This window comes from Streptomyces diversicolor (assembly GCF_057537855.1).
The window spans coordinates 88,219-112,351 of record NZ_BAAJXA010000030.1 but is presented as its reverse complement, the minus strand read 5'-3'; the positions used below and the strand labels follow the sequence as shown (position 1 = coordinate 112,351).

17 protein-coding genes are annotated in these 24,133 nt (G+C 72.0%); 4 read left to right on the top strand and 13 right to left on the bottom strand.

Annotation, left to right across the window (positions count from 1 at the left end; all coding sequences use genetic code 11):
* Positions 1-72: 72 nt before the first annotated feature.
* The 4 genes from AC27LF_RS30870 to AC27LF_RS30855 form a co-directional block, all read right to left on the bottom strand.
* Positions 73-204 carry a hypothetical protein gene (locus AC27LF_RS30870; protein WP_086025501.1) on the bottom strand — a complete coding sequence of 44 codons (132 nt, stop codon included), beginning with the start codon at positions 202-204 and terminating at the stop codon, positions 73-75.
* Positions 205-464: 260 nt separating this feature from the next.
* Positions 465-1,004 (bottom strand): GNAT family N-acetyltransferase, encoded by a 540-nt coding sequence (locus tag AC27LF_RS30865; RefSeq protein ID WP_479657212.1) that lies wholly within the window; start codon positions 1,002-1,004, stop codon positions 465-467.
* 111 nt (positions 1,005-1,115) lie between these two features.
* Positions 1,116-2,747: an L-glutamate gamma-semialdehyde dehydrogenase gene (gene pruA, locus AC27LF_RS30860; RefSeq protein WP_479657213.1), complete on the bottom strand. Its 1,632-nt coding sequence runs from the start codon at positions 2,745-2,747 to the stop codon at positions 1,116-1,118.
* 47 nt (positions 2,748-2,794) lie between these two features.
* Complete coding sequence (locus AC27LF_RS30855) at positions 2,795-3,721, bottom strand: proline dehydrogenase family protein (protein WP_479657214.1); 927 nt, start codon at positions 3,719-3,721, stop codon at positions 2,795-2,797.
* Positions 3,722-3,884: 163 nt separating this feature from the next.
* On the opposite strand from AC27LF_RS30855, the gene AC27LF_RS30850 reads away from it, so the two are divergent.
* On the top strand, positions 3,885-5,501 hold the full coding sequence (locus tag AC27LF_RS30850; RefSeq protein ID WP_479657215.1) for a PucR family transcriptional regulator: 1,617 nt from the start codon (positions 3,885-3,887) through the stop codon (positions 5,499-5,501).
* A 97-nt stretch (positions 5,502-5,598) separates the two neighbouring features.
* On the opposite strand, the gene AC27LF_RS30845 is transcribed toward AC27LF_RS30850, so the two are convergent.
* Positions 5,599-6,171 (bottom strand): TetR/AcrR family transcriptional regulator, encoded by a 573-nt coding sequence (locus tag AC27LF_RS30845; protein WP_479657216.1) that lies wholly within the window; start codon positions 6,169-6,171, stop codon positions 5,599-5,601.
* Between the two features lie 98 nt (positions 6,172-6,269).
* Here AC27LF_RS30845 and AC27LF_RS30840 point away from each other — a divergent pair, with 98 nt between their 5' ends.
* A complete protein-coding gene (locus AC27LF_RS30840; protein ID WP_479657217.1) occupies positions 6,270-7,796 on the top strand; it encodes an MFS transporter in 1,527 nt (508 codons plus the stop codon).
* Between the two features lie 72 nt (positions 7,797-7,868).
* Here AC27LF_RS30840 and serA read toward each other — a convergent pair whose 3' ends face one another.
* From serA to AC27LF_RS30810, 6 genes are all read right to left on the bottom strand, one after another.
* Positions 7,869-9,458, bottom strand: a complete 1,590-nt coding sequence (gene serA / locus AC27LF_RS30835) for a phosphoglycerate dehydrogenase (protein ID WP_479657218.1) — start codon at positions 9,456-9,458, stop codon at positions 7,869-7,871.
* A gap of 232 nt (positions 9,459-9,690) precedes the next feature.
* Positions 9,691-10,689: a ketol-acid reductoisomerase gene (gene ilvC, locus AC27LF_RS30830; RefSeq protein ID WP_479657219.1), complete on the bottom strand. Its 999-nt coding sequence runs from the start codon at positions 10,687-10,689 to the stop codon at positions 9,691-9,693.
* Between the two features lie 117 nt (positions 10,690-10,806).
* Entirely contained in the window at positions 10,807-11,331 is a 525-nt protein-coding gene (gene ilvN, locus AC27LF_RS30825) for an acetolactate synthase small subunit (protein ID WP_479657220.1), read from the bottom strand.
* Between the two features lie 20 nt (positions 11,332-11,351).
* Positions 11,352-13,229 (bottom strand): acetolactate synthase large subunit, encoded by a 1,878-nt coding sequence (locus AC27LF_RS30820; protein ID WP_479657221.1) that lies wholly within the window; start codon positions 13,227-13,229, stop codon positions 11,352-11,354.
* 477 nt (positions 13,230-13,706) lie between these two features.
* Complete coding sequence (locus tag AC27LF_RS30815) at positions 13,707-16,802, bottom strand: putative bifunctional diguanylate cyclase/phosphodiesterase (protein ID WP_479657222.1); 3,096 nt, start codon at positions 16,800-16,802, stop codon at positions 13,707-13,709.
* A gap of 383 nt (positions 16,803-17,185) precedes the next feature.
* A complete protein-coding gene (locus AC27LF_RS30810; protein ID WP_479657223.1) occupies positions 17,186-18,136 on the bottom strand; it encodes a 2-hydroxyacid dehydrogenase in 951 nt (316 codons plus the stop codon).
* 74 nt (positions 18,137-18,210) lie between these two features.
* On the opposite strand from AC27LF_RS30810, the gene AC27LF_RS30805 reads away from it, so the two are divergent.
* Both AC27LF_RS30805 and AC27LF_RS30800 read left to right on the top strand, forming a co-directional pair.
* Positions 18,211-19,209, top strand: coding sequence for an aldo/keto reductase (locus AC27LF_RS30805; protein ID WP_479657224.1), 999 nt, complete (start codon positions 18,211-18,213; stop codon positions 19,207-19,209).
* 93 nt (positions 19,210-19,302) lie between these two features.
* Entirely contained in the window at positions 19,303-20,472 is a 1,170-nt protein-coding gene (locus tag AC27LF_RS30800) for a PQQ-dependent sugar dehydrogenase (RefSeq protein WP_479657371.1), read from the top strand.
* Positions 20,473-20,525: 53 nt separating this feature from the next.
* Here the strand turns inward: AC27LF_RS30800 and AC27LF_RS30795 are convergent, their stop codons facing one another.
* Entirely contained in the window at positions 20,526-23,627 is a 3,102-nt protein-coding gene (locus AC27LF_RS30795) for a helix-turn-helix transcriptional regulator (protein ID WP_479657225.1), read from the bottom strand.
* A 170-nt stretch (positions 23,628-23,797) separates the two neighbouring features.
* Positions 23,798-23,992, bottom strand: a complete 195-nt coding sequence (locus tag AC27LF_RS30790) for a hypothetical protein (RefSeq protein ID WP_479657226.1) — start codon at positions 23,990-23,992, stop codon at positions 23,798-23,800.
* Between the last annotated feature and the right edge of the window lie 141 nt (positions 23,993-24,133).

Below are 24,133 nucleotides of genomic sequence, written 5' to 3'. Positions count from 1 at the left end.
CCCCCCCCCCCCCACCCCGTGCGGGTGCGGCTCCCGGCTTCCGGGGTGTCACGCGCGCCGTGCGGGCCCGGTTCAGTGGCCGGTCTGGCCGCCGTTGTCGCGGCGGTCGAGGGCGCGCTGGAGGGCGGCGGCGGCGTTCTTGCGGTCGGACTCGCTCGTGCGGGACACGTGGCGGACTCGGCGGCGGACGGTCGTCTCGGCCATGGGGATCGACTCCTTCGAGATACACCTGGAGTACGGAAAAAAGGGGTTACGAGACGCCGGAGGGGCGGGGAGCGGTGCCGCAGGGGTTGCCTGCACGGGCCCGGCTCACGACCGCCATTCGCTGGATCGAGCGAGACGTTCGGCTCCTACAAAACTAAGGGAGGAGCGCGCTGCTGTCTCCACAATTAGTCGGACTTCCTACTATCTGAGACGGCGGATCGGGCACCACCCCTGTGACCTGCGGTTTCGTCATCCAGGGGTCAGAGCACATCCCCGTCGCGCCAGTCGAAGACCAGTTCGTGAGCGGGGTCGGGTGGCGCGGCCAGTGCGGGGCGCACCAGCAGGCCGCCCTCCTCGTCCGTGAGCCGCACGATCCCGTCCGGCGAGAGCGCGTGGATCCGGCCGGTCCAGGGGCGCCAGCCGCGGGGCCCGTAGAGCAGGGCGCCGTCCTCGCTCGCCGACAGCGCCCCGAGGTCGTACGCCCGGTCGACCACCCGCTCCAGGGCGCCCATCACCTGCCCGCCCAGGCCCCGGCGGCGCACGGCGGGCCGTACCACGACGGCCTCGACGTACCCGACACGCAGCCACCGCCCGCGGTGCCGTGCCCGGCGCATGACGACCGAGCCGTGCGCGACGATGCCGTCCTCGCCGTCCACCAAGGCGTGCATGCCGCCGAGCGCGTGCTCGAAGTCCGCGTCCTCGAACTCGCCCGCGAAGCCGTCGTGCAGCAGGGAGCGCACGGCACGCAGTTCGGCGGGAGCCAGCTCGGCGGTGTGGGCGGTACGCAGGGTGAAGGTCATGCGTCCATCATCCGCGCTCCGGCCGGGCCCGGAGGCGGGTCCGGACATGGAAACGGGCCGGGAAGCCTGCTTCGGGGGGTCAGGCTTCCCGGCCCGCGTTCGGGGGGCCGGTCAGCCCATGTGCGGGTACGTGTAGTCGGTCGGCGCGACCAGCGTCTCCTTGATGGCGCGGGTCGAGGTCCAGCGCAGCAGGTTCTGCGGGGCACCGGCCTTGTCGTTGGTGCCGGAGGCACGGCCGCCGCCGAAGGGCTGCTGGCCGACCACGGCCCCGGTCGACTTGTCGTTGATGTAGAAGTTGCCCGCGGCGTAGCGGAGCTTGTCCATCGTGTACGCCGCCGCCGCACGGTCGCCCGCGATGACCGAGCCCGTGAGGGCGTAGTCGGAGACCGACTCCATCTGGGTCAGCATCTCGTCGTACTTGTCGTCGTCGTAGACGTGGACGGCGAGGACCGGGCCGAAGTACTCGGTGCGGAACACCTCGTTGTCCGGGTCGGTGCACTCGATGACGGTGGGACGGACGAAGTAGCCGACCGAGTCGTCGTAGGAGCCGCCCGCGACGATCGTGCAGGCCGGGTCCTGCTCGGCACGGTCGATCGCGGCCTTGTTCTTGGCGAAGGCACGCTCGTCGATCACGGCGCCGATGAAGTTCGCCAGGTCGGTGACGTCCCCCATGGTGAGGTGGTCGACCTCGGCCGCGAACTCCTCCTTGAAGCCGGAGTTCCACAGGGACGCCGGGATGTAGGCGCGGGAGGTGGCCGAGCACTTCTGGCCCTGGTACTCGAAGGCACCCCGGGTCAGGGCGGTCTTCAGCACCGCGCGGTCGGCGCTCGGGTGGGCGACCAGGAAGTCCTTGCCGCCGGTCTCGCCGACAAGGCGCGGGTAGGTGCGGTACTTCTCGATGTTCTCGCCGACCGTCTTCCACAGGTACTGGAAGGTCCTGGTGGAGCCGGTGAAGTGGATGCCGGCCAGGTCGCGGTGGACGAGGGCGACCTCGGAGACCTCGATGCCGTCGCCGGTGACGAGGTTGATGACGCCCTTGGGCAGGCCGGCCTCCTCCAGCAGCCGCATCAGCAGCACGGCGGCGTGGGTCTGGGTCGGCGACGGCTTCCACACGACGACGTTGCCCATCAGGGCCGGCGCGGTGGGCAGATTGCCCGCGATCGCCGAGAAGTTGAACGGGGTGATCGCGTAGACGAAGCCCTCCAGCGGGCGGTGGTCGAGGCGGTTCCACACGCCCGGGGAGTTGGCCGGGGGCTGCTCGGCCAGGATCTGGCGGGCGTAGTGGACGTTGAACCGCCAGAAGTCGACCAGCTCGCACGGGGTGTCGATCTCGGCCTGCTGGGCGGTCTTCGACTGGCCCAGCATGGTCGAGGCGGCGATCGTCTCGCGCCACGGGCCGGCCAGCAGCTCGGCGGCGCGCAGGATGATCGCGGCGCGGTCGTCGAAGGACATGGCACGCCAGCCGGGCGCGGCGGCCAGGGCGGCGTCGATGGCGTCCTGGGCGTCCTGCCGGGTGGCGTTGCGGAGCGTGCCGATGACCGCCTTGTGGTTGTGCGGCTGGACGACCTGGAAGGTGTCGCCGCCGCCCATCCGCTGCTCGCCGCCGATGGTCATCGGCAGGTCGATCGGGTTCTCGGCCAGCTCCTTGAGCTTGGCCTCCAGACGGGCGCGCTCGGGCGAGCCGGGGGCGTAGCCGTGCACCGGCTCGTTGACGGGGGTGGGGACCTGGGTCACAGCGTCCATGAGATCCGTTACTCCTTGACGTGAGCGGTGTTGCGAGCGGGGGGGGCTCAGCCCTTGCTGACCATCGAGCGGGCGAAGAAGCGCAGGTTGGCCGGCTTCTCGGCGAGGCGCCGCATGAAGTAGCCGTACCAGTCGGTGCCGTAGGCGGTGTAGACGCGCATGCGGTGGCCCTCGGCGGCGAGCCGCAGATGCTCCTCGCTGCGGATGCCGTAGAGCATCTGGAACTCGTACTCGTCCAGCTTGCGGCCGGCCTTGTGCGCGAGTTCCTGGGCGATGGAGATCAGCCGCGGGTCGTGGGACCCGATCATCGGGTACCCCGCGCCGTCCATCAGTGTCCGCAGGATCCGCACGTACGCCTTGTCGATCTCGTGCTTCTGCTGGTAGGCGACCTCGGCGGGCTCCTTGTAGGCGCCCTTCACGAGCCGTACCCGGCTGCCGCTCGCGGCGAGCCGGCGGGCGTCGGCCTCGGTGCGGAAGAGGTAGGACTGGATGACGCAGCCGGTCTGCGGGAAGTCCTTCCGCAGTTCCTCGTGGATCGCGAACATCGAGTCGAGGGTGGTGTGGTCCTCGGCGTCGAGCGTGACGGTGGTGCCGATGGCGGCGGCGGCCTCGACCACGGAGCGCACGTTCTTCAGGGCCAGTTCGTGGCCGCCGTCGAGGGACTGCCCGAACATGGAGAGCTTGACGGACATCTCGGCCTTCCGGCCCAGCTCCAGCTCCGCCAGCCGGCCGGTCAGTTCCAGATAGGCGTCCCGGGCCGCGGTGGCCTGCTCGGGGGTGGTGATGTCCTCACCGACGACGTCCAGGGTCAGTTCGAGGCCCTTGGCGGTCAGGTCCTCGATGACGGGCACGATGTCGGCCACGCTCTCGCCGGGGATGAAACGGTCGACGACCTGCTTGGTCACCGGGGCCGCCGAGATCAGGCGGCGCATCCGGTCGCTGCGCGACGCGGCGAGAATGACGGGACCCAGCACGGGGCACCTCCACAACAAAGCACCAAAGGGCCGTCAGCCGACGATTCGGGTACGGCACGGAGAACCACCGTGAAACCTAAGGATCTCTCCGATCGTCGGCCATCGACAGCTGTCACGCATCCGCCCACCGGATCTCAGACAGATGTATGAAGGGGGCCGGGACATGCGGGAGAATGCCTGGGTGGCGGCGGATTACAAAGGTGACTACCAGGAACTGGTGGACGAGATCTCGGAGCTGCTGGGCGCACCGGCGACCCTGGAGAACCGCGACTTCGAGCTGATCGCCTTCGGCGCGTACGACAGCGAGGGCGAGCTGGACGCGTCGGCCCTCGACCCGGTCCGCGCCCGGTCGATCCTGACCCGGCGCTCGACGGCGGCGGTCCGCGCCTGGTTCGAGGGCTTCGGCATCACCCGGGCGACCGGACCCGTGCGCATCCCGCGCACCCCGGAGGCCGGGGTGTACCGGGGCCGCATCTGCCTGCCGGTACGCCATCGCGGTGTCGTCCTCGGCTACGTCTGGCTCCTGGACGGCGACCCCGGACCGACAGACGCCCAACTGGCCGCCGCGATGCGGGTGGGGGGCCGGATCGGCGCACTGCTCGCGGACGAGGCAGAGGCCGGGGCCGGGCTGAGCCGGGAGCTGCGGGCGGTGCTCACCGCGGAGCCCGGCTGGCAGCAGGACATGGCGGTGGCGGAACTCCGTACGGCCCTCGGCCCGCGCGCCGACGGCCCGCACACACTGATCTGCGTCGCCCCCTGGCCCTCGTCCGACCCGGACGACGCCCCCTCCCCCCGCACCATCCCGCACGCCACCGCCCTGTGCACCCTCCCCTGGGGCCCGGCCTCCCTGAGCCTCGCCGTCCTGATCCGCCTCCGCGCCCCGGACCAGCCGGCCCCGGCCACGACGGCCGCCACCCGCCTCCAGAAGGAGGCCGAGGCAGCGCGGAGAGCGGCGCCACAAGGCGCTTCGGCACGGGGAGCGGCGGCGGCCTCGGCCGCGAGGACCGACCGGGCGGGCGGGGCTGCGGGGACCGGCGGACAGGTCGGCAAGGCCGGTGGAGAGCCGGGGACCGGCGGACAGACCGGCAGGACCGGCGGACAGCCGGGGACCCGCAGGACCGGCGGACAGACCGGCAGAACCGGTGGGCAGGCCGGCGGACAAGCGGGCACCGGCGGACAGGTCGGCAAGGCCGGTGGACAAGCGGGCACCGGCGGGCAGACCGGCAGGACCGGGGGGCAAGCGGGGACCGGCGGGCAGGCCGGTGGGTCGGGGGCTGGGAGTGGTGAGGGCGTCGGGACAGGGCGGGGTGTGGGACCCGGCACCGCCGGACTCCCCGCCGGTGCCGGCGCATTCCCCAGCGGGGCCGCAGGTCTGGCCGCCGGGATCGGGCGGGCGCGTGGCGGGCTCTCCGAACTGGGGGCGGTGTGGAAGGAGGCTGTCGCCGCCGCGCGCGCCGCGCTGGCCGAGCCGCGCTTCGGGCCGGTCGCGCAGTGGGCGGACATCGGGCCGTACCGCCTCCTGACGGCGCTGCCGCCCGAGGCCGCGGACGATCCCGTGGTCGGCCCCATCCTCTCCCCCGCCCACCGCGAACTGGCCCGCACCGCCGAGGTCTACCTCGACTGCGCGGGCCAGGCCGGCCGCACGGCCGCCGCGCTGGGCATCCACCGGCAGACGCTGTACTACCGGCTGTCCCGGGTGGAACGGCTCACCGGCCTGGACCTGGGCGACGGCGAGGACCGGCTGCTGCTGCACATGGCGCTCAAGCAGGCGCGGTTGTGAGGGTCAGGAGACGGGCCGTGGAAGCACGACACCGGCCAAGGAGCGAGCGAGCCGACGGTGCTTCTCGGCCGGTGCGTTCTCAACGTGGCACGGCACCTCACCGCGTGCCCGTGCTCGCCCCCTCGATGATCTGCCGTAGTCCCTCCGTGAGCGCGTCCCCGTCCGGAGCGGTCTTCGCGTCGAACGTCCACTGGGCGATGAGCCCGGTCATCAGCGTCGTGTAGAAGCGGCCGAGGGTGTCGGCCGTCTCGTCGGAGACCTCCTCCTCCGGCACGCCCTGGAGGAGGGACACGAGCCCGCGTCCGCCCTCGCGCTGGGCGCGGGCCAGATGGTCGCGGACATCGGGCATGTCGATGGTCATGACCTCCATGCTGAGCCGCCAGATCGAGCCCGGCTCACGCATGCTGTCGATGACGTTCGACCACACCTCCCGGAACCGCTCCAGCGAACCGGGGGCGCCCCCGATCCCGGTGCCGCCCTCGAAGGACATCCCTTCCACCAGCGCGATGTATGCCTGTGCCAGCAGCGCGTCCTTCGAGCCGTAGTGGTAGCCGATCGAGGCCAGGTTGGTCCCCGAGGCCTTGACGATGTCGCGCGCGGTGGTGCGCGCGAACCCCTTCTCCAGCAGGCAGCGCTTGGCGCCGTCGAGCAGATCCTCACGGTGTCCCATGCCGTTCACCCTACCCCGCGATCCATACAAGCGTCCTAGACGCACGACCTATACACTCGTCCTAGACAGTTGTTTAAGACGTCCGTATATTTCTCGGCATGACGAACCTGACGAGCACCACCCCCACCACCGGCGCCGCGGGCGCCCGCGCCGGACACCGTGAGTGGACCGCTCTCGGCGTGCTGATGCTGCCGCTGCTGCTGGTCTCGATGGACGTCTCCGTCCTGTACTTCGCGACCCCCGCGATCAGCGCCGACCTGCACCCGAGCGGCACCCAGCAGCTGTGGATCTTCGACATCTACGGCTTCGTCCTGGCCGGCCTGCTGATGACGATGGGCTCGCTCGGCGACCGCATCGGCCGCCGCAGGCTCCTCCTCACGGGCGCCCTCGCCTTCGGCGGAGCCTCGCTCCTCGCGGCCTACGCCACCAGCGCCGGAACCCTGATCGTGGCCCGCGCGATCCTCGGCATCGGCGGCGCGACCCTGATGCCGTCCACGATGGCGCTGCTGCGCACGATGTTCACCGACCCCGCCCAGCGGGCGAAGGCGATCGGCCTGTGGTCCGGTGTGATGACCGGCGGCATCGCGCTCGGCTCGGTGATGAGCGGCATCCTCGTCGAGCACTTCTGGTGGGGCTCGGTCTTCCTGGTCAACCTGCCCGCGATGGCGCTGCTGCTGCTCCTCGGTCCCGTCCTGGTGCCGGAGTCGAAGGACCCGGACCCCAGCCGCTTCGACTGGCCGAGCGTCCCGCTGTCGATGGCCGCCGTGCTCCCCCTGATCTACGGCCTGAAGCAGATCCCGTCCGAGGGCTGGCACCCGCTCTACGTCGGTTCCGTCGCCGTCGGCCTGCTCTTCGCGGCGCTCTTCGTCCACCGCCAGCGCACCAGCGCCGCCCCGCTGATCCCGCCGGCCCTGCTCAGGGGCCACGGCTTCGCCCCGGCACTGGTCCTGAACCTCGTCGCCGCCCTCGCCATGATGGGCTCGGCCATCTTCACCACGCAGTATCTGCAGTCGGTCCTCGGCAAGAGCCCGCTGTCGGCAGCCCTGTGGAGCCTGCTGCCCTCGGTGTTCATCGGCTTCGCCGGTCCGGTCACGGCCCAGCTCGTCCAGCGGGGCGTCAACCGGGGGTACATGGTCGCCGGCGGCTTCGGCGCCATGGCGGCCGGCTACTCGATGCTCGCCCTCCTCGGCACCGACTCGCTGTGGCTGGTGCTCTGCGGGGCCGGCGTCCTCGCCTGCGGAATGGTCGCGATCTCGTCCCAGCTGGTGGACCTGGCCATGAGCGGCGCCCCGGTGGAGCGGGCGGGCACGGCGTCCTCGCTGCTGGAGACCGGCACCGAGTTCGGCGGCGCGCTCGGCATGGCGGTGCTCGGCTCCATCGGTACGGCGGTCTACCGCCACCGGATGCCGGCCACGGCCCCCGCCGAGGCCCGCGAGACCCTGGGCGGCGCCCTCGCCACCGCCGCGCACCTGCCCGGCGGGGCCGGCGCGTCCCTCCTCGCCACGGCCCTGCAGGCATTCACCGACGGTGTGCGGGGAGCGGCGATCGCCGGGGCGGTGATCCTGGTGCTGTCGGCGGTGGGGGCGGCGGTCAGCCTGCGGAAGATCGAAGTGGGAGAGAAGTAGGGCAACAGGAAACGCCGGACGGGCTGACAGATGTCAGCCCGTCCGGCGTTCGCGGAGGTTGGTGCGGACGGGTCAGACGAGGTTCACCGAGCGGGCGGACGTCGCGCCGATCTCCGCCGCGACCTCCCCCAGCACACCCGCGCCCACCGTGTCGTCCACGGTCAGCACGGCCAGCGCCTCGCCGCCCACCGTGGCGCGGGCCACCTGCATGCCGGCGATGTTGATGCCCGCCTCGCCGAGGATGCGGCCGACGGTGCCGACGACACCCGGACGGTCCTCGTACCGCAGCACCAGCATGTGGTCGGCGAGCGCGAGGTCGACGTCGTACTCACCGACGGCGACGATCTTCTGCACGTTCTTCGGGCCGGCCAGCGTGCCGGAGACGGACACCTCCTCGCCGCCCGCGAGCGTGCCGCGCACCGTGACCACGTTGCGGTGGTCCGCCGACTCGGAGCTGGTGGTCAGGCGCACCTCGACGCCCCGCTCCTGGGCGAACAGCGGCGCGTTCACATACGACACCGTCTCGGCGACGACGTCCTCGAAGACACCCTTGAGCGCGCTCAGCTCCAGCACCTTCACATCATGCTGGGTGATCTCGCCGTACACCTCGACGTCGAGCCGGACGGCGACCTCGCCGGCCAGCGCGGTGAAGATCCGGCCGAGGCGTTCGGCGAGCGGCAGGCCCGGCTTGACGTCCTCGGCGATGACACCGCCCTGCACGTTCACCGCGTCCGGGACCAGCTCACCGGCGAGGGCCAGGCGCACCGACTTGGCGACCGCGATGCCCGCCTTCTCCTGGGCCTCGTCGGTGGAAGCGCCGAGGTGCGGCGTGCACACGACCTGGTCGAACTGGAACAGCGGGGAGTCCGTGCACGGCTCCTTGGCGTACACGTCGAGGCCGGCGCCGGCGACCCGGCCCTCCTTCAGCGCCGCGTACAGCGCCTCCTCGTCGACGATGCCGCCGCGCGCCGCGTTGACGATGCGCACGTTCGACTTGACCTTGTGCAGCGCCTCCTCGCCGATCAGCCCGAGGGTCTCGGGGGTCTTCGGCAGGTGCACGGTGATGAAGTCGGACACCTCAAGCAGCTCGTCCAGGGACAGCACCTTGACGCCCATCTGGGCGGCCCGGGCGGGCTGGACGTAGGGGTCGTAGGCGACGACCTTCATGCCGAAGGCGGACATGCGCTGCGCGACGAGCGCGCCGATACGGCCGAGGCCCACGACGCCGAGGGTCTTCTCGGCCAGTTCGACGCCCGTGTACTTGCTGCGCTTCCACTCGCCGTTCTTCAGCGCGGCGTTGGCCTGCGGGATGTTGCGGGCGGTGGACAGGATCAGGCCGCAGGCCAGCTCGGCCGCGGTGACGATGTTGGAGGTGGGGGCGTTGACGACCATCACGCCGGCCTTGGTGGCGGCGGAGACGTCGACGTTGTCCAGGCCGACGCCGGCTCGTGCGACGACCTTCAGCTGGTGCGCGGCGGCGATGGCCTCGGCGTCGACCTTGGTGGCCGAGCGGATCAGGATCGCGTCCACCTCGGCGATGGCGGGGAGCAGTTCGGCTCGGTCCGCGCCGTTGCAGTGCCGGATCTCGAAGTCGGGGCCGAGCGCGTCCACGGTCGCGGGCGACAGCTCTTCGGCGATGAGTACGACAGGTTTCGAGCTCACGTGAGTCCTCACAAGTCCAAGCGTGCGGACGGCCGTCCCGACGGCCGCAGGCGGAGGAGAGGGGGCTAGCCGCGGAAGACGCACGACGCTGTGGGCCTGACGCGTTGTTGTGCAGCAGTGTAGTGGCGTGGGGAAGGCCGTTCTGCGCCTCTGCGGAAGGATCACCCGTCCGGGCTGGGACGGGATGGACAACGGGGCCGGAGCGATCCGCCCCGGCCCCGTCTCATGAGGCTTACGCCTCCTCGTTCACCCAGCTCATCAGCTTGCGCAGCTGCTTGCCGGTGGTCTCCAGCAGGTGCTCGGAGTCCTGCTTCTTGTACTCGTTGTACTTCTTCAGACCGCCGTGGTACTCCTCCATCCAGTTCGTGGCGAAGGAGCCGTCCTGGATCTCGGAGAGGATCTTCTTCATCTCGGCCTTGGTGGCGTCGGTGATGATCCGCGGACCGCTGACGTAGTCGCCCCACTCGGCGGTCTCCGAGATCGACCAGCGCATCTTCTCCAGGCCGCCCTCGTACATGAGGTCCACGATCAGCTTCAGCTCGTGCAGGCACTCGAAGTAGGCGATCTCCGGCTGGTAGCCGGCCTCGGTCAGCGTCTCGAAGCCCGCCTTGACCAGCGCCGCGGTGCCACCGCACAGCACGGCCTGCTCACCGAACAGGTCGGTCTCGGTCTCCTCGGTGAAGGTCGTCTTGATGACGCCCGCGCGGGTGCCGCCGATGCCCTTGGCGTAGGACAGGGCCAGCGCGAAGGCGTTGCCCGTCGCGTCCTGCTCGACGGCGACGATGCAGGGGACGCCGCGGCCCTCCTCGTACTGGCGGCGCACCAGGTGGCCCGGGCCCTTCGGGGCGACCATGCACACGTCCACACCGGCCGGGGGCTTGATGAAACCGAAGCGGATGTTGAAGCCGTGGCCGAAGAACAGCGCGTCGCCGTCCTTCAGGTTGGGGGCGATGGACTCCTCGTAGACCCGGCCCTGGATCGGGTCCGGCACCAGGATCATGATGACGTCGGCCTCGGCGGCGGCCTCGGCGGGCGTCACCACGCGCAGGCCCTGCTCCTCGGCCTTCGCCCGGGACGTGGAGCCCTCGTGCAGGCCGACCCGGACGTCGACACCCGAGTCACGCAGGGACAGGGCGTGCGCGTGGCCCTGGCTGCCGTAGCCGATGACCGCGACCTTGCGGCCCTGGATGATGGACAGGTCGGCGTCGGCGTCGTAGAACAGCTCGGCCACTTTGGGTTCTCTCCTTGTGTGCAGGTGTTGCTTCCACCGTATGACGGTGAGGGGTAAGGGCGATTCGGGGTCTCGGCATACGGGCGGCCGGGTTCCCCCGACCGCCCCAATGCCTCGTCAGGCCGACCGGTCCAGTGCGCGCAGCGACCGGTCCGTGATGGAACGGGCGCCGCGCCCGATCGCGATCGTGCCGGACTGGACCAGCTCCTTGATGCCGAACGGCTCCAGCATCTTGAGCATGGCGGTCAGTTTCTCGCCGGACCCGGTGGCCTCGACGGTCACGGCCTCCGGGGAGACGTCGACCGTCTTCGCGCGGAACAGCTGGACGATCTCGACGATCTGGGAGCGGGTCTCGTTGTCGGCGCGCACCTTCACCAGGACGAGTTCGCGCTGCACCGCCTGCGAGGGCTCCAGTTCGACGATCTTCAGGACGTTGACGAGCTTGTTGAGCTGCTTGGTCACCTGCTCCAGCGGCAGGTCCTCGACGCCCACCACGATGGTGATGCGGGAGATGTCGGGGTGTTCGGTGACGCCGACCGCGAGCGAGTCGATGTTGAAGCCGCGGCGGGAGAACAGGGCGGCGATCCGGGCGAGGATGCCCGGTGTGTTCTCCACCAGGACGGAGAGCGTGTGCTTGGACATGTGTGTGTGCTCTTCCTCGCTCAGTCGTCTTCGTTGTCGCCGAAGTCGGGGCGGACGTCCCGGGCGGCCATGATCTCGTCGTTGGAGGTGCCGGCGGCGACCATCGGCCAGACCATCGCGTCCTCGTGGACGATGAAGTCGACGACGACCGGGCGGTCGTTGACCGCGTTCGCCTCCTCGATGGCCTTGTCCAGGTCCTCGGGGGACTCGCAGCGGATGGCGTAGCAGCCCATCGCCTCCGAGAGTTTCACGAAGTCGGGGACGCGGGTGCCGGCGCTCGGCTGCGGGGCGGCCCCGGTGGCGGAGCCGCCGTTCACTGCGGCGGGGCCGGAGTGCAGGACGGTGTTGGAGTAGCGCTGGTTGTAGAACAGCGTCTGCCACTGGCGGACCATCCCGAGGGCGCCGTTGTTGATGATGGCGACCTTGATCGGGATGTTGTTCAGGGCGCAGGTGGTCAGCTCCTGATTGGTCATCTGGAAGCAGCCGTCGCCGTCGATCGCCCACACCGTGCGGTCGGGCCGGCCGGCCTTGGCGCCCATCGCGGCCGGGACCGCGTAGCCCATGGTTCCGGCGCCGCCGGAGTTCAGCCAGGTGGCGGGCCTTTCGTACTCGATGAAGTGCGCGGCCCACATCTGGTGCTGGCCGACGCCCGCCGCGAAGATCGTTCCCTCCGGTGCCAGCCGGCCGATCCGCTCGATGACCTGCTGCGGGGAGAGCGAGCCGTCGGCGGGCTGGTCGTAGCCCAGCGGGTAGGTCTCGCGCCAGCGGTTGAGGTCGTTCCACCAGGCGGTGTAGTCACCCGTGTGGCCCTCGCTGTGCTCCTTCTGCACGGCCTGGATCAGGTCGGCGATGACCTCGCGGGCGTCACCGACGATCGGCACGTCGGCGGCGCGGTTCTTGCCGATCTCCGCGGGGTCGATGTCCGCGTGGACGATCTTGGCGTGCGGGGCGAAGCTGTCCAGCTTGCCGGTGACGCGGTCGTCGAAGCGGGCTCCGAGGGCGACGATCAGGTCGGCCTTCTGCAGCGCCGTGACGGAGGCCACCGACCCGTGCATGCCCGGCATGCCCAGGTGCTGCGGGTGGCTGTCGGGGAACGCGCCGAGCGCCATCAGGGTGGTGGTGACGGGCGCTCCGGTGAGTTCCGCGAGGACCTTCAGTTCGGCGGTGGCCTGCGCCTTGATGACGCCGCCGCCGACGTAGAGGACGGGGCGGCGGGCTGCGGTGATCAGCTTGGCCGCCTCGCGGATCTGCTTGGCGTGCGGCTTGGTCACCGGGCGGTAGCCGGGCAGGTCCATGACCGGCGGCCAGGAGAAGGTGGTCCGGGTCTGGAGGGCGTCCTTGGCGATGTCGACCAGGACCGGGCCCGGGCGGCCGGTGGAGGCGATGTGGAACGCCTGCGCGATCACCCGGGGGATGTCCTGGGGGTCGGTGACCAGGAAGTTGTGTTTGGTGATCGGCATGGTGATGCCGACGATGTCGGCCTCCTGGAAGGCGTCCGTGCCGATCGCCTTGGACGCGACCTGGCCGGTGATCGCGACCAGCGGGACGGAGTCCATGTGCGCGTCGGCGATCGGTGTGACCAGGTTGGTGGCGCCGGGGCCCGAGGTGGCCATGCACACGCCGACCTTGCCGGTCGCCTGCGCGTACCCCGTGGCCGCGTGCCCGGCACCCTGCTCGTGGCGGACCAGCACATGACGGACCCGGGTGGAGTCCATCAGCGGGTCGTACGCGGGCAGGATCGCACCGCCGGGAATGCCGAATACGGTGTCGGCGCCGACCTCCTCAAGCGAGCGGATGAGGGACTGCGCACCCGTGACGTGCTCGACGGGCGTGGACTGCTGTCCTCCGGAACGGGGCCGCGGCTGCGGATGATGGGCCCCGGTGGCCTGCTCGGTCATCGGCATTCTCTTCTCGATGCTGAGGGTTTTTGCGAGGTTTGTGCGGTGTCGGTCTGCTGTACGGCAGGTGCCCGTGCAACAAAAAACCCCTCGTGCCGTAGGGCAAGCGAGGGGAGCGCGCCGGTGAGGTCGCTGGGGTTTCCGGATCGTCCTCCGGTGGGTCCCAGCTCAGCCGACGCGCTGTCCAAGTACGAGAATTCGGGTGCGCATGGCACCGACCCTCCCCCCGGCACGCACCACGTGTCAAGTGGGTGGGATGGGAGTCTCATTATGTGAGCCTAAGCGCTCCGCTGGACGTGCCGCGACAGGCCCTCGGTCGTCTGCGGCACCGTTGTGGCTGGTCGCGCCGTTCCCCGCGCCCCTTCGGGCGCTGTCGAACCGCAGGGGACTTCATTGGACCAGCTTGGGCCACGGCCTTTTCCGGACACGGCGGACACATCACCCGCGGACGCGCCCGCGTGTCCCTTCATGACCCGTTCACCTCCGGGGAGCCGCGGTCGGGGGCGAGGCCACGACCGTGCTCAGCCCTTCGGGCATCCGAGATCCCCCGCTCTCGGCCTCGGCCGGGCGGGTGGACACCCAGCTGCCCTCGACCGCGACATGTCCGTTCGACTCCCTCGCGCCGCCCGCGAACGCCGGTTCGGCCGGTCCGTGCGGCACCGGATAATGGCCGGATCCGAGCGCCCGGCGCAGCCGGTACTCGTCCAGCGGCGGGGAGAACGCCATGCCCTGCCCATGGGTGCAGCCCATCGCGCGCAACGCCACGACCTGCTCCGGAAGGTCCACGCCGTCGGCCACCGACTGCAGCCCGAGGTCGGCGGCGATCCGCAGCAGCCCACTGGTGATCTTGTGCAGCCGCGCGGACTCGACGACGCCTTCGACCAGACTGCGGTCGAGTTTCAGCACGTCGACGGGGAGCCTGCGCAGGGCCGTGATCGCCGCGTAGCCGTTGCCGAAGCAGTCCAGTGCGATCCGGACGCCCAGCCGTCTGAGCGCGCCGAGCCGGCGCTCCAGCTCGTCGAGGGAGACCCGGGGATCGGTGTCCGCCAACTCGATCAGCAGCGACCCCGACGGCAGCCCGTGCCGGGTCAGCAGGGCCTCCACCGAGCCGAGCGGCATCGACCGGTCCAGCAGCCGACGCGCGGACATCCGCACGGCCACGGGTACGGCGAGTCCGGTCGCGGCCCGCTCGGCTGCCTGGGCCACCGCCTCCTCCAGGATCCAGCGGTCCAGCTCCGAGGTCCGGTCGCTGTCCTCGGCCACCCGCAGGAACTCGGCCGGTGTGAACAGCACCCCCTGGGAGGAGCGCCAGCGCGCCTGTGCGGCGGCGGACATGACGCGGCCGCTGCCGAGGCACACCACCGGCTGGTGCAGCAGCGTGAACTCGCCGTCGTGCAGTGCGGCGCGCAGCCGGGTGGCCAGCTCCGCCTTGCGTACGACGTCCTGCTGCATCTGCGGTCGGTACAGCTCGACGCGGCCCTTGCCCGTCGACTTCGCCCGGTACATCGCCAGGTCGGCGTTGCGCAGCAACTCGCCCGCACCGAGGCCCGGTTCGGCGAAGGCGACCCCGATGGAGGCGTTGACCCGGACATCGTTACCGTCGATGAGGTAGGGCTGGGAGAGGGTGGTCCGCAGGCGGTCGGCCAGTTCCAGGATGATCCGCTCCCGGGCGCCGCGGTCCCGGACGCCGTCCCCGATGATCAGGGCCGCGAACTCGTCACCGCCCAGCCGGGCCGCGGTGTCCCCCTGCCGGACCGCGTCCTGGAGTCTGCGGGCGGCCTGGACGAGCAGTGCGTCCCCGGCCTGGTGTCCGATCGTGTCGTTGACGGCCTTGAAGCCGTCCAGGTCGATGAAGAGAACGGCCGTGCCGTGCAGGGCGGCGGCGCGGTCGGAGGCACGGCGGCCGGACAGGGCCTGCTGCACACGCCGGGTGAACAGGGCGCGGTTGGGCAGGTCGGTGAGCGGGTCGTGTTCCGCGCTGTGCTGCAGCTGTGCCTGCAGGCGCACTCTTTCGGTCACGTCCCGGCTGTTGAAGATGAGGCCGCCGTGGTGACGGTTGACGGTCGACTCGACGTTGAGCCAGCCGCCGTCGCCGGACCGGAAGCGGCACTCGATGCGGGTGGTGGGTTCTTCGAGGGGGCTGGCGGTGAGGAAGCGGCGCACCTCGTGCACCACGCAGCCCAGGTCGTCCGGGTGGATCAGCACGGCCAGTTCGCTGCCCACCAGTTCCTCCGCGGGCCGCCCGTAGACCCCGGCGGCGGCCGGGGAGACGTACCGGAGGGTGCCGTTGGGCGCGGCGATCATGATGACGTCGCTCGACCCCTGCACCAGGGAGCGGAAGTGGTTCTCCTTCTGCGCCAGTTCCTGGGTGAGGGTGATGTTGTCGAGCAGCATGATGCCCTGGCGCACGACGAGCGCGAGCACCACGCAGCCGGCGGTGACGAGCACGACGTGGTCGGGGCTGCGCCCGTTGAGCACGTTGTACAGGATGCCCAGGGTGCACACCGCGGCGGCCAGATAGGGGGTGAGCGCGGCCAGCGAGCCGGTGATCGGCCGGCCGGCCGGATACCGGCTGTGCTCGGCCCCCTGGCCCGGCGGCGGCAGGTGACCGGGCGGCGGCACCTGGCCGGGCAGCGGCAGCTGCCCGGGCTCGCCGGTGCGCGGGCCTGGCGGGCGCCGGTGGGCCGGGCGGGCGTGCCCGCCGCCGGACCGGTCGGGCTCGTGCTGGCGCGGGGGCGCCGCCCAGGGCGCGTAGGCGAGCAGCAGCGAGCCGGCGAACCAGCCCGCGTCGAGCAGCTGCCCGGAGCGGTAGCTGCTGTGCAGCAGCGGCGAGGTGAACAGCGCGTCGCACATCACGGTCAGGGCGAGCGCGCCGATCGCCGTGTTGACCGCCGTGCGGTTGCCCGGGGCGCGTCGGAAGTGCAGCGCGAGCACCATGCTGATCAGGGCGATGTCGAGCAGCGGGTACGCGAGGGACAGCGCGGTGTGCGCGACGCTCGACCCGTCGAACCTGGCGGCCTGCGCGAGCGCGAGACTCCAGGACAGGGTGAGCAGCGAGCCGCCGATCAGCCAGGCGTCCAGCGCCAGGCACATCCAGCCGGCCTTCGACACCGGCCGCTTGGCGAGGACCAGCAGGCCCACGATGGCGGGCGGCGCGAAGCACAGGAAGAACAGGTCGGCGAAGCTGGGGCTGGGCATCGGACGCCGCAGCACGACCTCGTACCACCCCCAGACCGTGTTGCCCAGGGCCACCATCGCCGAGGAGAGGGCGAACAGCATCCAGGCGGGTCGAAAGCGGACCTGGCGCCTGTGGGCGTAGAGGAGACATGAGACCGCGGCGCAGCCCGCCGCCGCGGCCAGCCCGAAGTCACCCATGATCAGCGCGATTTCACTGGATCCCCAGTCGAGCGCGGAACCGACGGCGTATCCCGCGCACACCAGGGCCAGAACGAGCTGATGGACCATGCTGGACCCGCCGCCGACGGCCGGCGGACGGGGCAGCGGCGGCCCTGCCGGGTGCTGCGTGCGCAGCGCCCCGCGCGGGGTGGTCGTCACCGTGGGCGGCGAACTCACCGGTCCCTCCCGGTCCGTGCCGCTCCCGGGCCCCGGGGGTCCCGGTGCGCATGCCTTCTGCGCCCGCTGTGCCTGCGGTGGTGGGTGTGATGGCCGCGTCTGTGCGCCGCCGTGCGCCAGGGCCGCCGTCGGCGGCCCCGCCGCGTCGGATCGTTCGTCCATAGGCCGTGCATCGCCCGTCGCCCCCCTCACATCTCTGAAATGTCCATCCCTGGCGCCGAACGGTGCGCGGCGCAGCCCCTGTCGGGACGATACACCAGTCTCGTCACTCAGGGACATAGCTTCTCTACGCTCCGTGACGATCGCGGAGATACAGGTACCCCCCGCGTCCGGAAGGATGCGGAGGGTGCCCGAAACGGATTACACGCCTGCCATGTCGCCCCTCACGCGCGGGTGGAGCCCGTCGTAAGGATCACGTTTCGCAGCGGCTCCTGGTTCACGAAACGGCTCAACTGGTCCGTCAGCAGCCGTTTCGCGCGCGGCAGGAAGGCCGACGTGGGCCCGCCCACGTGCGGGCTGATCAGCACACCGGGCGCCTGCCACAGGGGGTGGCCCGGCGGCAGCGGCTCCGGGTCCGTGACGTCGAGGGCGGCGGTGATACGGCCGCTCTCCAGCTCCGCGAGCAGCGCCTTGGTGTCGACGACGGGTCCGCGCGCGACGTTGACCAGCAGCGCTCCGTCCTTCATCCGCGCGAGGAAGTCGGCGTTGACCAGGCCCCGCGTGGTCTCGGTCAGCGGCGTGGACAGGATCACGACGTCCGCTTCCGGTAGCAGGGAGGGCAGTTCGGTGAGCGGATGCACCGGACCGCGCGCCGAGGTGCGCCCGGAGCGCGCGACGCGCGCCACCCGCGCGAGTTCAAATGGCGCGAGCCGGTCTTCGATGGCCTCGCCGATGGAGCCGTAACCGACGATGAGGACGTTCCTGTCGGCGAGTGCCGGGTGGAACCCGCCGCGCCACTCCCCTCTGTCCTGGGCGCGCACGAAATCGGGGATGCCGCGCAGCGAGGCGAGGATCAGGGCCAGCGTCAGCTCGCCCGTGCTCGCCTCGTGCACCCCGCGCGCATTGCACAGCAGGACGCCCGGGCGCAGCCGGCCGAGGCCCGGCTGCACGTGGTCGATGCCCGCGGACAGCGTCTGTACGACCCGCACACCGCTCATCAGCGGCAGCGGCCGGACGCAGACGTCGCTGGGCTTCATGTAGGGGACGACGTAGAAAGCGCAGTCGGCCGGGTCCGCGGGGAACTCCTCCTCCCCGTCCCAGAACAGGTAGTCGGGCCCGTCGGGAAGCCCCTCGATCTCCTCCGGCGGGATGGGCAGCCATACGTCAGCAGTCATGGTCCGGAGGCTATGTCAGGCTCGTGAACAGGCAGAGGTTAGGTTGGGGGCCGACGAGGGAGGTTCACGACCAGGTGGAGCGCAGGACGATCGGCGCGGGGGCGCTCGCGGTGGGGGCCGTCGGACTCGGCTGCATGCCGATGAGCTGGGCGTACAGCGGGTCGCGGCAGCGGGGGGACGAGTCGGTCAGGGCCGTGCACCGGGCCCTGGACCTCGGCTGCACGCTGCTGGACACGGCCGACATGTACGGCCCGTTCACCAACGAGCTGCTGATCGGCCGGGTCCTCAAGGAGCGGCGCGCGGATGCCTTCGTGTCGACCAAGGTCGGGCTGCTGGTGGGCGAACAGCACGTCGTGGCCAACGGCCGCCCCGGGTATGTGCGGCGGGCGTGCGACGCGTCGCTGCGCCGGCTGCAGACCGACGTGATCGACCTGTACCAGTTGCATCGCGCCGACCCCGAGGTTCCCGTCGAGGAGACGTGGGGCGCGATGGCGGACCTGGTCCGGGCCGGGAAGGTCCGCGCGCTGGGCCTGTGCGCGGTGGGTGCGCGCGCAGGGCGCCGCTCGGGGACCGGGCTGCACGACGCGACGCTGCGCCAGCTCGGGCGCGTCCAGCAGGTCTTCCCGGTGAGCGCGGTGCAGGCGGAGCTGTCGGTGTGGTCGCCGGAGGCGCTGGACGCGCTGCTGCCGTGGTGCGCGGCGCGCGGCGTCGGCTTCCTCGCCGCGATGCCGCTCGGCAACGGCTTCCTGACCGGCACGCTGACCCCGGGCGAGGGCTTCGAACCGGACGACGTACGGGCCCGCCATCCGCGTTTCACGGCCGAGATGATGGCCGCCAACCAGCCCATCGTCGCCGGGCTGCGCCGGGTGGCGCGGCGGCACGGCGAACACGTCACACCGGCGCAGGTGGCGCTGGCCTGGACCCTGGCGCAGGGCCGGCACGTGGTCACGGTGCCGGGAACCAAGCGGGAGCGCTGGGTGACGGAGAACGCGGGCGCCCCGTCCGTCCGGCTGACCCCGGACGACCTGGCGGAACTGACCCGGCTGCCGCCGGCCCAGGGCTCCTGGGACTGACAGCGCCGATCCGCGGCCGCATGGGAACCCGGGTGGGGCGAGCGGTGTAAGAGATAGAGAAGGCGCCGCCGGAACCACCGCGTCGAAGGGACCATCATCGTGCAACGTCGAGCTGTGTCGGCCGTGCTGGCCGCAACCGCGCTCCTGCTGACGGCCGGCTGCTCCTCCGACGGAGGCGGCCCCCCGGGCGGGGACGGGAGCGCCGCCGCGCGGGGGACGACGTCGGGGGCCGCCCCGTCCGCCGGGTCGACCACACCGGCCCCGCCCGCCAAGGGCTCGGTGAAGGTGGTGCGGACGGTCACGGAGAATCTGAAGTCGCCCTGGGGCCTGGCGCCCCTGCCCGGCGGCGGCCTGCTCGTCTCCTCCCGGGACGAGGGGACGATCACCCGGGTCGACGAGAAGACGGGCAAGCAGACCGGGCTGGGCAAGGTCTCGGGGGTGTCCCCGGACGGTGAGGGCGGTCTCCTGGGCATCGCCCTCTCCCCCGGCTACGCCTCCGACCACATGGTCTACGCCTACTTCACCTCGGCCTCCGACAACCGGATCGTCCGCATGCTGTACGACGAGCGGAAGCCGCCCGGCGAACAGCTCGGCGCGCCCGACACGGTCTTCCGGGGCATCCCCAAGGGCTACATCCACAACGGCGGCCGGATCGCCTTCGGCCCGGACGGCATGCTGTACGCGGGCACCGGCGAGAGCGGCGAACGGGGTCTGTCCCAGGATCTGAAGTCCCTGGGCGGCAAGATCCTGCGGATGACCCCGGAGGGCGAGCCCGCACCCGGCAACCCGTTCAAGGACTCCGTCGTGTACAGCTACGGCCACCGCAATGTGCAGGGCCTCGCGTGGGACGACAAGCAACGCCTGTTCGCCTCGGAGTTCGGCCAGGACACCTGGGACGAGCTGAACGCGATCAAGCCGGGCGACAACTACGGCTGGCCGGACGCCGAGGGCAAGTCGTCGGACCCCCGGTTCCACAACCCGCTGGCCCAGTGGCACACGGACGTCGCCTCCCCGAGCGGCATCGCCTATGTGAACGGGTCCATCTGGATGGCCGGGCTCAGAGGACAGCGGCTGTGGCGCATCCCGCTGAAGGGCACTCAGGCCGCTGCGGCACCCCAGGCGTTCCTGAAGGGCACCTACGGCCGGCTCCGTACCGTCGTCGCGGCGGGCGGCGACAGACTGTGGCTGGTCACGAGCAACACGGACGGCCGGGGCGAGCCGAAGAAGGGAGACGACCGGATCCTGGAACTCCGGGTGACATAGCGCGACGGCGGCCGGCCGCCCCGTCCCGCCCGCGCCCTGAAGGCCGCCGTCGGCTACGGCCGTGGCCGCGCGGTGAGCCGGTCGTCCGTCCCGGGAGGCAGCGGGAACAGCTCCAGCCGATGCGCCACCGCCGCCGCCTCGCCCCGTCCCGAGACTCCGAGCTTGCCCAGGATGTTGGAGACATGGACGCTCGCGGTCTTCGGGGAGATGAACAGCTCCTCGGCGATCTGACGGTTGGTGCGGCCGGCGGTGACCAGGCGGAGCACATCGCGCTCCCGGCTGGTCAGGCCCAGCGCCTCGACCGGGTCGGCCGGGGCGGGCGTCCGCCGGGGGGCGCAGGTCAGCACGAGGCGGGCGCGCTGGGCGAGGAGCGCCACACAGTCGGCGAGCGGGCGGGCACCCAGGTGATCGGCGACGGCTCCGGCCAGCCGCAGCAGCTCTGTGGCGCGGTCCCGCTCGTCGTCCCCGCCGCCCGATGTGTCGTGCGGGCGTCTGCCGCCCGAGGACAGCAGGGCCGCCGCGAGCCGGTGGCGGACACGCGCGAGGTCGTAGGGGCGGTCCAGGGACTCGAAGGCGGTGACCGCCTCGGACCAGAGGCCCGGGGTGTCCTCGCCCGCGGCGCGCCGGAGTTCGGCGCGGACCCAGGTGTCGTGGGCGAGCCACACGGGTGCGCCGGTGGTGAGGTTCTTCGCCGCGCCGGCGATGCGGTCGAGGGCTTGTGCCCGGCCGGGCTCCGCCGCGGGCAGGGCGCGGGCGTCGGCCTCGGCGGTGGCGGCGGCCCTGACCAGCGGCCAGGCGTAGCGGTGGCTGCCGGGCGGGACCCCGGCGTCCAGGGCGCGGTGCAGTTCGGCGCGGGCGTCGAGCAGCCGGCCCTCCGCGGCGGCGAGGCCGACCGCGACCCGGGCCAGCGGCAGCGACTGCTGGGGCATGACGTCGCGGGTGCCGAAGTAGCCGCGGGCCGCGGTGAGTTGGCGGGCGGCCTCGGCCAGGTCGCCGCGGCCCAGGGCGAGGCGCGCCAGGGTCAGCGCGGCCGAGCCCAGGGGTTTGGTGCTGGGGCCGCGGCGGGTCGCGTGCGCGGCGGCGGACGCGGCCCGGCTCCAGTCGCCGAGGGCGTACTGGGACTCGGCGAGGTTGGCCCACAGCAGGGCCTCGGATCCGAGCAGGCCGAACGTGCGGGTGTAGTCGATCCCTTCGTCCAGGAGGGGGACGGCCTCCCGGGAGCGGCCGACCGCGTCGAGTTCGGAGGGCAGATTCACATAGGCACGGCCCGCGACCTGGGTGTAGCCCTCCTGCACGGACCGGTCCTTGACCCGGCGCAGCTCGGCGAGTCCGGCCTCGACGTCGCCCGCGTCGACCCTGAGGGTGCCGAGGGTGAGGCATGCGTCCAGTTCGATCTCGCGGGCGTCGATCATGCGGGCGTACTCGACGGCCCGTTCGGCGGCGGCCAGGGCGCCCGGGCCCGGCTCGTGCAGCATCGACCAGTTGGCGACGCCGGCGAGCACGTCGGCGTGCACCTCGGAGGGGGGCAGCCCGCGCACCAGTTGCTCGGCGGTGGCCAGTTCATGCCGTCCGTCGCCGCGTCCCAGCGCCTGGACGAGGCCGGAGCGCTGGGTCCAGAACCAGGCGGCGCGCAGCGGGTCGTCCTCGTCGTCCAGGAGTTGCAGCGCCCGCTTGGTGATCTTCAGTGCGCGTTCGCGTTCACCGCACCTGCGTCCGGCGACGGCGGCCTCCGCCATCAGGTCGAGATAGCGCAGCGGGGTGGCGGCGTCGCAGGGCGGGCACACCTCGGCGCAGTCGACGGGGCGCAGCGCCGCCCGTACCGGGTCCGGGGCGGTGTCCCACAGTTCCATCGCGCGCTCCAGGAGCCGTAGTTGCTCGCTGTAGGCGTAGCGGCGGCGGGCGGCGACGGAGGCGTCGAGGACGGCGGGCAGGGCCTTGGCGGGGTCGTGGGCGTGGTACCAGTGGCTGGCCAGTCGCATGACGCGTTCGTCGGCGGGGACGAGCGCCGGGTCGCTCTCCATGGCCTGTGCGTAGCGGCGGTTGAGGCGGGAGCGTTCGCCGGGCAGCAGATCGTCGGCGACGGCCTCGCGGACCAGGGAGTGGCGGAAGCGGAAGCCGTCGCCGCCGGGGGCGGTGAGCAGGATGTTGGCGTTCACGGCGGCGCGCAGCGCCTCGATCAGATCGTCCTCGGCGAGCCCGGCGACGGCGGCGAGGAGCGGGTACTCGACGGTGGCGCCGCCCTCGGCGACGATCCGGGTGATCCGCTGGGCGGTCTCGGGCAGCGCCTCCACCCGGACCAGGAGCAGGTCGCGCAGCGAGTCGGTGAGTCCGGTGCAGCAGCCCTCGCAGGCCGCGACGGCCAGTTCCTCGACGAAGAAGGCGTTGCCGTCGGAGCGTGCGAAGATCTCGTCGACCTGGGCGGGGTCCGGTTCCGCGGCGAGGATGCCGGCGATCTGCCGGCCGACCTCCTCGCGGTTGAAACGGGCGAGTTCGACGCGGCGGACGGTGCGCAGCCGGTCGAGTTCGGCGAGCAGGGGGCGCAGCGGGTGGCGGCGGTGGATGTCGTCGGAGCGGTAGGTGGCGAGGACGACGAGGCGGCTGGTCCGCAGGGTGCGCAGGGTGCGCAGGAGGTAGGAGAGCAGGTGGCGGGTGGAGGCGTCGGCCCAGTGCAGGTCCTCCAGGACGAGGACGACGGTGCGGTCGGCGGCGACGCGTTCCAGCAGGCGGGCGGTGCGTTCGAACAGGCGGGCGGTGCCCTCCTCGTCGTGCCGCCCCGTGGCGCGGGCGGGGGTGGCCTCGCCCAGTTCGGGCAGGAGCCGGGCCAGGTCGTCCTCCTGGCCCGCGGCGGCCGTGGCGACTTCGTCGGGCAGGGCGCCGCGCAGGGCGCGCAGGGCGGTGGAGAAGGGGGCGAACGGCAGTCCGTCGGCGCCGATCTCCACGCAGCCGCCGAGGGCGACGACGGCGCCCTGACGGCCGGCGGCGGTGGCGAACTCCTCGACCAGCCGGGTCTTGCCGACGCCCGCTTCGCCGCCGAGCAGCAGCGCCTGGGGCTCGCCGGCGTCGGCACGGGCGAGCGCGTCGTTCAACGTGCGCAGTTCGTCGGTGCGGCCGACGAACACGGGACTGACGGACCTGGTCTCCACGGGTTTGAGCATCGCACGGAGGTCCGACGGCGCGGGATCCGTTGTCCACCGGGAGGGCGGGTCGGTGCCCGGACCGGGTGCGGGCGGCCGGGGCGTCGGGCGGACCGTGCGGGGGCGCGGGCGCCCGTGGACCGGGAGCGGGCGGCCGTCCCCGGTGCGCGCGCCCGCCCCCGCCGATGCGCTCACGCGGTGCGGGGATGCCGATGACGGCCCGGGCGCCCGGTATCGGAGGGAGACTCGCGGCCGGCGCGGCGGCGGGCGGCCGTCGCACGGCGGGCCGCGCGGCGCCCGCGCAGCGCCTCGCGGACCAGGCGCTCGTACTCGGCCCGGCGGCGCAGTTCGGTGGCACGGAACAGGTGGAGTTCGTACTCGATCATGGCTGGCCCCTCGGAGAGTGTGGTGTCGGCGTCGCTTCCGGCGATGCCCCCACCTTTGTCGGCCAGGGGGGCGCGGCACATCGGGAGAGTTCCGCATCTTGCGGCGGGCGGCGGTATCCCGGGGCGCGTAAGGGGCCTCAG

Excerpts from the sequence above, each read along its gene's own strand:
- AC27LF_RS30870 (WP_086025501.1), bottom strand. The coding sequence starts at position 204 with ATGGCCGAGACGACCGTCCGCCGCCGAGTCCGCCACGTGTCCCGCACG.
- AC27LF_RS30865 (WP_479657212.1), bottom strand. The coding sequence starts at position 1,004 with ATGACCTTCACCCTGCGTACCGCCCACACCGCCGAGCTGGCTCCCGCC.
- pruA (WP_479657213.1), bottom strand. The coding sequence starts at position 2,747 with ATGGACGCTGTGACCCAGGTCCCCACCCCCGTCAACGAGCCGGTGCAC.
- AC27LF_RS30850 (WP_479657215.1), top strand. The coding sequence starts at position 3,885 with ATGCGGGAGAATGCCTGGGTGGCGGCGGATTACAAAGGTGACTACCAG.
- AC27LF_RS30845 (WP_479657216.1), bottom strand. The coding sequence starts at position 6,171 with ATGGGACACCGTGAGGATCTGCTCGACGGCGCCAAGCGCTGCCTGCTG.
- AC27LF_RS30840 (WP_479657217.1), top strand. The coding sequence starts at position 6,270 with ATGACGAACCTGACGAGCACCACCCCCACCACCGGCGCCGCGGGCGCC.
- ilvN (WP_479657220.1), bottom strand. The coding sequence starts at position 11,331 with ATGTCCAAGCACACGCTCTCCGTCCTGGTGGAGAACACACCGGGCATC.
- AC27LF_RS30820 (WP_479657221.1), bottom strand. The coding sequence starts at position 13,229 with ATGACCGAGCAGGCCACCGGGGCCCATCATCCGCAGCCGCGGCCCCGT.
- AC27LF_RS30810 (WP_479657223.1), bottom strand. The coding sequence starts at position 18,136 with ATGACTGCTGACGTATGGCTGCCCATCCCGCCGGAGGAGATCGAGGGG.
- AC27LF_RS30795 (WP_479657225.1), bottom strand. The coding sequence starts at position 23,627 with ATGCTCAAACCCGTGGAGACCAGGTCCGTCAGTCCCGTGTTCGTCGGC.
- AC27LF_RS30790 (WP_479657226.1), bottom strand. The coding sequence starts at position 23,992 with ATGATCGAGTACGAACTCCACCTGTTCCGTGCCACCGAACTGCGCCGC.